Raw genomic sequence first — 7,496 nt, 5'->3', positions numbered from 1 at the left:
TCGTCTTGTTAAACAGCTCAGTTGAGCGCCAGGCTCTAACTGCGGGACGCGTATTCTACACATCCGGGCCACCGAAACAAGTACTTAAACGCACTTCTTCAACAACCCAACGGCCTCTCTGCGAGGCCAAAACAGGTTCAAAAGACAAAGCTCCTGATGCCTGCGGGAGGTGTGCATCTACACTCCTCCTCTTTATTTGACAGCCTTTTTACTGAAAAATTTTCTCAACAAAATCAATCAGTTGGAGCCGTCAATCGCCACTTCTCAAGCAGCGAGGGCGCGAACTATACGCACTCAGACTTAACCGCGCAAGCACTTTGATGACAAAACGGTGAAAAAGATTGTCATCGGGACCGAGCGGTCAAAAAACCATCAATTCGGACGAAAAAACAGGTGGTATTTCTTCTTGCCCAGGCGGACCACAAAGTAGTCATCATGCAGGGCCCTGCCGTCACTGAACACTCCAGCCGGGTCGCCATTGCTGTCCATGCCGATTGCCGCGCCATTGACCAGCACGGCACTGCGCCCCAGGGCATCCTTGACCGGTTTACCGGAAGGCGCCATGCCCGCATCCACCAGCAGGCTGATCAGGCTCTGTCCATCAAAGTCCGCGGGCAGCGCCGAGGAGGGAAGGCCATCGAGGCGCAGCTGCTCCAGGTCACCGGGAGACAGTGCATCGATATCACCGGAAAACAGCGCGGCAGAGATACGCTTGGCGGCGGCCAACCCTTCTTCACCGTGTACCAGCTGGGTAACCTCACGCGCCAGAATCCCCTGGGCTTGGGGCCGGCCGGCACCTTCTCGGTCGGCGGCTTCGATGGCAGCAATCTCATCGACACTGAGGAAGGTGAAGTAGCGCAGAAACCTGTAGACGTCGGCATCGGCGGTATTCAGCCAGAACTGGTAAAAGGCATAGGGGCTGGTGCGTCCGGGGTCGAGCCAGATGGTTCCGCTCTCGGTTTTCCCAAATTTGGTGCCATCCGCCTTGGTCACCAGGGGCAGGGTCAGGCCAAACACCTTGGCGCGATGCTGGCGGCGGGTCAGATCGACGCCACCGGTGATGTTGCCCCACTGGTCCGAGCCGCCGATCTGCAGGGTGCAGGCGTGGCGCCGGAAGAGTTCGGAAAAGTCCATCGACTGCAACAGCATATAGGAGAACTCAGTGAAGGAGATGCCTTCACCCTCGCGCTGAATACGCTGTTTTACGGACTCCTTGTTGATCATGTTGTTGACGGAGAAATGTTTTCCTATGTCCCGCAGGAAATCGAGCACGCTGAGATCCTGGGTCCAGTCGAGATTATTGGCGACGACGGCACTGTTTTCACCACATTCGAAGTCGATGAACCCGGATACCTGGGTACGGATTTTCTCCACCCAGCCGGCAACCACTTCCGGGGTGTTCAAACTGCGCTCCTGCGCTTTGAAAGAGGGGTCGCCGATCAGACCTGTGGCTCCACCGACCAGCGCGATGGGTTTGTGACCCGCCGCCTGAAACCTCTTCAGCGTCAGCAGGGGGACTAAACTGCCTATATGAAGGGAATCCGCGGTGGGGTCGAAGCCACAATACAGGGTTCGGCTCTCCGACAAGTGCTGCGCCAACTCACCGTCACCAGTCGCCTGATTGATCAATTCGCGACGGTTCAGGTCTTCCAGCAGTGTCATGTCGACCCCAGCCATACTTTCCTCTCATTACCCGAATGTGAAACCACCGCCGGCCGGCGGCAAAATGCGCTGCAACATTACCGAAGTTTGCAGTAAATACAAGCGCGCGACGGGCGCCGTCACCAGCAGCAAAGCTGTGCGGGAAGGAACCTGCTATGAAAACACCGGTCAATTATTCCGTGAATCGCGGCAGAAATTTTGCTATAAAGCCGCTTCGATGTTTGTTTTTTAGACACTTCAAACTGAAATCTCCGATAAAAAACAACAGCAGCGTCACCGTATAAGTCCATGCAGAATCATCGCAAATCGACACAGCAACGTTTGCCGGCTGCCGTGCGCCGGTATTTCCCCCGTACCCATGCCCTGACAGCCGGATTGGCCGGCTGCGCCCTGGTCCTGGCAGTGGCCCTCTCCACCCCCGAGGTACAGGCAAAACGCCACTCTCTCCCGGTGAATTTGCCGGCGACGGAGCAGCCGCCGGAACTGGGGCAGGCCCCCTCCTCCAGGCAGGCAGCAGAGGAGGCACCACCACAGAATCTGAGCGCCAGGACACTGCAAATCCGCAGTGGCGACACCCTGTCGGACCTGTTCCAGCGCGCGGATGTGGAAATAGCGCAAATGTACGAGCTTCTGGGCAGCAATCCCGAGGCCAAGCATCTGGCCCGGCTGACCCCGGGGGAAGAGCTGACCTTCCACACCAACAGCGACGGACAGCTGCAAAGCCTGGAGCTGCATAGGGATCGCCTGAACCTGGTGGAATTTACCCGCGACAATGCGGGTATTTACCAGTATGCGCTGCACCAGCGCCAGCCGGACAACTATACCGCCTACCGGCACGGGGAGATTGAAAGCTCGCTGTTTGTCGCCGGAAGTGCAGCCGGTCTGAGCCAGAACCTGATTATGGAAATGGCGGATATCTTCAGCTCGGATATCGATTTTGTGCTGGACATCCGCAAGGGCGACAGCTTCAACGTCACCTTTGACGAAGAGTTTGTCGAAGGGGAAAAGATCGGCAATGGCCCAATCCTCGCAGTCAGCTTTACCAATCAGGGCAAAACCTACAGTGCCGTGCGCTACATCGACAGCCAGGGCGACGCCAACTACTACACCCCTGAAGGCAAGAGTATGCGCAAAGCCTTTATCCGCACGCCGCTGGATATATTTCGCATCTCCTCCTCCTTCAACCCGCGGCGCCTGCATCCGGTGTTCAAGGTCCGCCGCCCCCATAATGGCACCGACTATGCGGCCCCCCGGGGCACTCCGGTGTACGCCACCGCCGACGGTCGCGTGATCGCATCCGGCTACAGCAAACCCAACGGCAACTATGTGTTTATCCAGCACGGCGAGCACTATGTAACCCGCTATCTGCACCTGAATAAACGCAAGGTGAAGCGGGGCCAGCGGGTGAAGCAGCGCCAGGTGATCGGTACTGTCGGCTCCACCGGCTATGCCACCGGCCCCCATCTGCACTACGAATTCCTGGTCAATGGGCGCCACCGCAACCCCGCCACCATTGTGCGCAAACTGCCCAAGGCGAAGTCGGTTCCCGCCGCGGAAATGGCGCGCTTTAAAGCACAGACCCAGCCGTTGCTGGCGCAACTGGAAGGCTACCAACAGCCGGCTCTGGCCCAGAGCAGCCATGCCGACAACGACTCAAGTGTCAACTGAATGGCTGAACTCTTTGTCGGCCTGATGTCCGGCACCAGCGTCGACTCCATCGACTCGGTACTGGTGCGACTCGATGAACAGGATCCGATCAAGCCGGAGATAGTGGCTGCCCTGGGGCATCCCATCGCAGCAGAGCTGCGCCGGGAAATTCTGGACCTGTGCGCGCCCGGTCCCTCAGAACTCGACCGGGCGGGCCAGCTGGACCGGCAACTGGGGCAAACTTTCGCCGAGGCCTGTAACCAACTGCTGAACCAGGCGGGAGTAAGAGCCGCTGATATCACGGCTATTGGCAGCCACGGCCAGACAGTGAGACACAGGCCGCCGGGGTCGGTGACCCTGCCCTTCAGCACGCAATTGGGCGACCCCAGTACCATTGCCGCACTGACCGGCATCACTACCGTGGCCGACTTCCGCCGGCGGGACATGGCCCTGGGCGGCCACGGGGCACCACTGATGCCGGCCTTCCACCGGGCGGTGTTTGCGGGCACAGGTGACCGTGCCGTGGTCAATATCGGCGGTATGGCCAATATCACTGAGCTGCCCGCTGATGGCGGCGTGCGCGGCTACGACACCGGCCCGGGCAATGTGCTGCTGGACTATTGGGTTAATCTCCACCGGGGCCAGGCCTTCGACCGGGATGGCGCCTGGGCCGCCTCCGGGCGGGTAAATCCCGGACTTCTCGGGCGCATGGGGGATGACCCCTACTTTATCCAGGCGCCCCCCAAGAGTACCGGGCGCGAGCATTTCAATGCCGACTGGCTGGAGCGCGCCTGTGCGAAGCTGGAACTCCCACCGGAGGATATACAGGCGACACTGGCGGAATTGACGGCGACCAGTATCGCAGACGCTGTGCGGGGATTTGCCGCCGCTGGTGAGTTGCTGATCTGCGGGGGTGGCGCCCACAACAGGGATCTGCTGGCACGCCTGGGCCGCCACCTGCCAGGCTGGTCGATCGCCGACACCGGCAGCTACGGTTTGGATGCGGACTGGCTGGAAGCCGCGGGGTTTGCCTGGCTCGCGCGCCAGGCGCTGCGGGGCCTGCCCGGCAACTGCCCGGATGTAACCGGCGCGAGCGCCAAAACGGTGCTGGGAGGCATCTACCCTGCCTGAACAGGGAGGGGAGGCAGCAGGGCTTGTGAACAGGGCTAGATCGAAAAGGAGGAGCCGCAGCCGCAAGTGGTGGAGGCGTTGGGATTGTTGACCACAAAGCGGGATCCGGAAAGCCCCTCCTCATAGTCCACGCTGGCACCCACCAGGTATGGATAGCTCATGGCATCCACCAGCACCTGAATCCCACCCTTTTCCACCAGGGTGTCGTCCTCGGCCACCAGCTCGTCAAAGGTAAACCCATACTGGAAACCGGAGCAGCCACCACCAGTGACGAAAACCCGGAGCTTAAGCTGCGGGTTGCCCTCTTCTTCCAGCAGGCTTCTCACCTTGGCAACAGCCTGATCGGTCACGTTCAGCGGGTCGGGAGAAAAAGATACAGCTTCTGACATAGGCCTCTCTCAGCAGGGTTGCGCCCACACTTTGCGTGAGCACAGGGGGCATGGCCCGATCCGCATCTTGCTAAACCCAATTAAAATAGTCAAGTATTACCGGACTCCAAGTGCGACTTGCGCCGGTACTTGAAGCCGTCAATCCAATTTAGTCCGCTTCGCCAACGGCCTCTTCCACATATTCCAGCATGCGCGGCTCACCGGTGCCGTCGATATCGATGTTGGAGACCAGGGAGCCATTGACCTGGGCACCTTTGACCATTTCGATCAGCTTGTAGTGGACATTGCCCTCCACCATCGCCTTGGACGAAAGCTCCAGGTGGCGAACAGCATAAACGTCTCCCTTGACGTTGCCGTTGATCACCACGTGCGGCACGCGGATTTCGCCTTCCACCATGCCCCCGTCGACGATCTGCAGTCGCGCGTCACTGTCACTGTGAGCGCTGACATTGCCCTTCACCTTGCCTTCGATCACCAGGTTGCCGCGGAAATGCAGATCCCCGGACACCTCGGTTTGGCGCGCAATTAATGTCGTGTTGTTGTTTCCGGAATTCGCCATAGTTGTCGTCTTCTCTTTCTTTCTCAACATAACCCAATCAAAACCTCTTGTTTGCAGCCCCGCGGCTAGCTTTTCTGAACCAGCCAGCCGTAGCGCTGCTCTATATTGAAACCCTTGCGCCCGCTCGATTTAAGCGACAGCTCGACACCCTCGGGGACAAAGCCCTCGGGCAACTGTAGCTCGCCCTCGATATTTTGGAAGTACTTGAAGCGCAGCGGTATCTTCTCGTTATCCACCTGCAGTGAAAGCTCGCTGAGGGGGTAGCGCATAGGCTCCCCATTCTGATCGCCCACCACGGTAAAAGTTGCCTGGCCGGTCACCACACTGTGTCGCATTGTCGACTGCTGTACCAGTAACTTGTACTGAAAGCGGCGGGGGTCAGCGGTATGGGAGAGACTGAAGCGGCCGATGGAAACCCCTTCGCTACCATCGGTGGGGGCCATCAAGCCCCGGTAAAAGGAGATTTCCTGCTTCAGTTCGGCAATGCGGCTTTCCCGCTCCACCAGTTCCTCGCGAACCTTTTCACCCGCCCTTTCCCCGATGGTCAGAGACTGCTCTGCGGTGGCCACCCGCAGCCGCAGCGCTTCATTCTCGCGCTTGAGGCGGTTCAGTGTTTCCACCGCCTGCTCATGGGCGAGTGTCTTCTGGTCGAGGCCCCGCCGCAGATGGTATTGGCCGGCGTAATAAGCCGCGGCGGATGTCCCCAGCAGCAGTAGCGCCATCCCCACCACGGACAGGGTTCCGGCGAAGGGGCGGTGCCGCACCACCTTCATACGGTACTGTTTGCTGCCTTTAACTTTGTGCGCCATGTGAACCGCTGAACCTGTGTCCTGGGGTTAGGGGTGGTTGAATAATATGCCGATTCTAAGGCAGCAACGCCGGGCTCTCCAGCCCCTGGGTCTCATCCAGGTCAAACATGATGTTCATATTCTGGATCGCCTGGGCGGAAGCCCCCTTGGCCAGGTTGTCGATCACCGACAGTACCACCACTGTATCCCGCTGCTGTGGCCGCAGTACGGAAATACGACACATATTTGTCCCGCGCACGCTGCGGGTCTGGGGGTGACTGCCCATGGGCATCACATCCACAAACGGCTCATCCCTGTAGCGGTGCTCGAACAGCTGCTGTAGCTGTTCGCCGCCCGTCTCCTTCACCGCGGTGGCAAACAGGGTGGCGTGAATGCCCCGCACCATCGGCAGCAGGTGCGGCACAAAGGTGACCCGGGCAGACTCGGCTCCCCGAGGCTGTGCCCGGTTGAGTCCCTGCTCGATTTCCGGCAGGTGGCGGTGTCCGGCTGCACCATAGGCGCGGAAGTTGTCACTGTTTTCCGCCAGCAGCAGATCCACCCTGCCCTGCCGGCCCGCACCGCTGGCGCCACTGGCGGCACTGGCGACCAGTTGCCGCGGGTCCACCAGTGCGGCCTCCAGCAGGGGAATCCAGCCCAGCTGGATGGCGGTGGGGTAGCAGCCGGGACAGGCGATCAACTGCGCGCGAGCAATTTCGGCACGGTTGACTTCCGGCAGGCCGTAAACCGCCTGGGCTGTCAGTTTCGGCGCCGCATGTGCCTGGCCGTACCAGTGCTCCCAGGCACCGACGTCGCGCAGGCGGAAGTCGGCGGACAGGTCGATCACCCGGACACCGCGACTGATCAAGGTGGGTACCAGAGCCTGGGCGACCCCGTGGGGGGTGGCAAAGAACACCAGGTCACAAGCCGCCAGCGCAGCCGGATCCGGGTCGCTGAAGATGAGATCGCAGTGGCCTCTGAGGTTGGGGAAAAGCTCCGCCACCGGAGTTCCCGCCAGTGAGCGGGAGGTAATTGCGGCCAATTCGACCCCTGGGTGCCTGCTCAGCAGACGCAGTAATTCCGCGCCCGTATAGCCGGTGCCTCCCACGATTGCTGCCTTGATCAAGTCTGCACCTCCGCACTTTTGCTCTGCGACCCTGTCGCCGGCCCACCCGGCACACTGGGGGTCAGCACTCTACCATACGCGGCTCCCTTACAAAGCACACAAGGTGCACGCCGGCCGGTCCCGCGACCGGTACAGAAAGGGATCCACTGGACAATATCGGCGGGGCCATTATCCTGCCGCGATCAGTCGAAACTTTT

Annotated in this window: 8 protein-coding genes; 3 read left to right on the top strand and 5 right to left on the bottom strand. The window is 60.1% G+C overall.

Features of this window, described 5'->3' with window-relative positions; all coding sequences use genetic code 11:
* Window positions 1-372: 372 nt before the first annotated feature.
* Window positions 373-1,677, bottom strand: coding sequence for a tyrosine--tRNA ligase (gene tyrS, locus ABVT36_RS14700; RefSeq protein WP_368457212.1), 1,305 nt, complete (start codon window positions 1,675-1,677; stop codon window positions 373-375).
* On the opposite strand from tyrS, the gene ABVT36_RS14695 reads away from it, so the two are divergent.
* The 3 genes from ABVT36_RS14695 to ABVT36_RS14685 are packed head-to-tail and all read left to right on the top strand — an operon-like array spanning window position 1,661 to window position 4,440.
* Window positions 1,661-1,894 carry a hypothetical protein gene (locus tag ABVT36_RS14695; RefSeq protein WP_368457211.1) on the top strand — a complete coding sequence of 78 codons (234 nt, stop codon included), beginning with the start codon at window positions 1,661-1,663 and terminating at the stop codon, window positions 1,892-1,894. The genes tyrS and ABVT36_RS14695 overlap by 17 nt on opposite strands.
* 56 nt (window positions 1,895-1,950) lie before the next feature.
* A complete protein-coding gene (locus ABVT36_RS14690) occupies window positions 1,951-3,330 on the top strand; it encodes a peptidoglycan DD-metalloendopeptidase family protein (RefSeq protein ID WP_368457210.1) in 1,380 nt (459 codons plus the stop codon).
* Window positions 3,331-4,440 (top strand): anhydro-N-acetylmuramic acid kinase, encoded by a 1,110-nt coding sequence (locus tag ABVT36_RS14685; RefSeq protein WP_368457209.1) that lies wholly within the window; start codon window positions 3,331-3,333, stop codon window positions 4,438-4,440.
* Window positions 4,441-4,475: 35 nt separating this feature from the next.
* On the opposite strand, the gene erpA is transcribed toward ABVT36_RS14685, so the two are convergent.
* The 4 genes from erpA to argC all read right to left on the bottom strand — a co-directional run bounded on the left by erpA (window position 4,476) and on the right by argC (window position 7,299).
* Window positions 4,476-4,829, bottom strand: a complete 354-nt coding sequence (gene erpA / locus ABVT36_RS14680; protein WP_368457208.1) for an iron-sulfur cluster insertion protein ErpA — start codon at window positions 4,827-4,829, stop codon at window positions 4,476-4,478.
* 148 nt (window positions 4,830-4,977) lie between these two features.
* A complete protein-coding gene (locus ABVT36_RS14675; RefSeq protein ID WP_368457207.1) occupies window positions 4,978-5,388 on the bottom strand; it encodes a polymer-forming cytoskeletal protein in 411 nt (136 codons plus the stop codon).
* 65 nt (window positions 5,389-5,453) lie between these two features.
* Complete coding sequence (locus tag ABVT36_RS14670; RefSeq protein WP_368457206.1) at window positions 5,454-6,197, bottom strand: DUF6776 family protein; 744 nt, start codon at window positions 6,195-6,197, stop codon at window positions 5,454-5,456.
* A 55-nt stretch (window positions 6,198-6,252) separates the two neighbouring features.
* Window positions 6,253-7,299 carry an N-acetyl-gamma-glutamyl-phosphate reductase gene (gene argC / locus ABVT36_RS14665; protein ID WP_368457205.1) on the bottom strand — a complete coding sequence of 349 codons (1,047 nt, stop codon included), beginning with the start codon at window positions 7,297-7,299 and terminating at the stop codon, window positions 6,253-6,255.
* Window positions 7,300-7,496 lie beyond the last annotated feature (197 nt).

Source organism: Microbulbifer sp. TYP-18 (genome assembly GCF_040932045.1).
GTDB lineage: Bacteria > Pseudomonadota > Gammaproteobacteria > Pseudomonadales > Cellvibrionaceae > Microbulbifer.
Note: the sequence above shows the minus strand (reverse complement) of the source record. Positions and strands in the feature narration are given on the sequence as shown.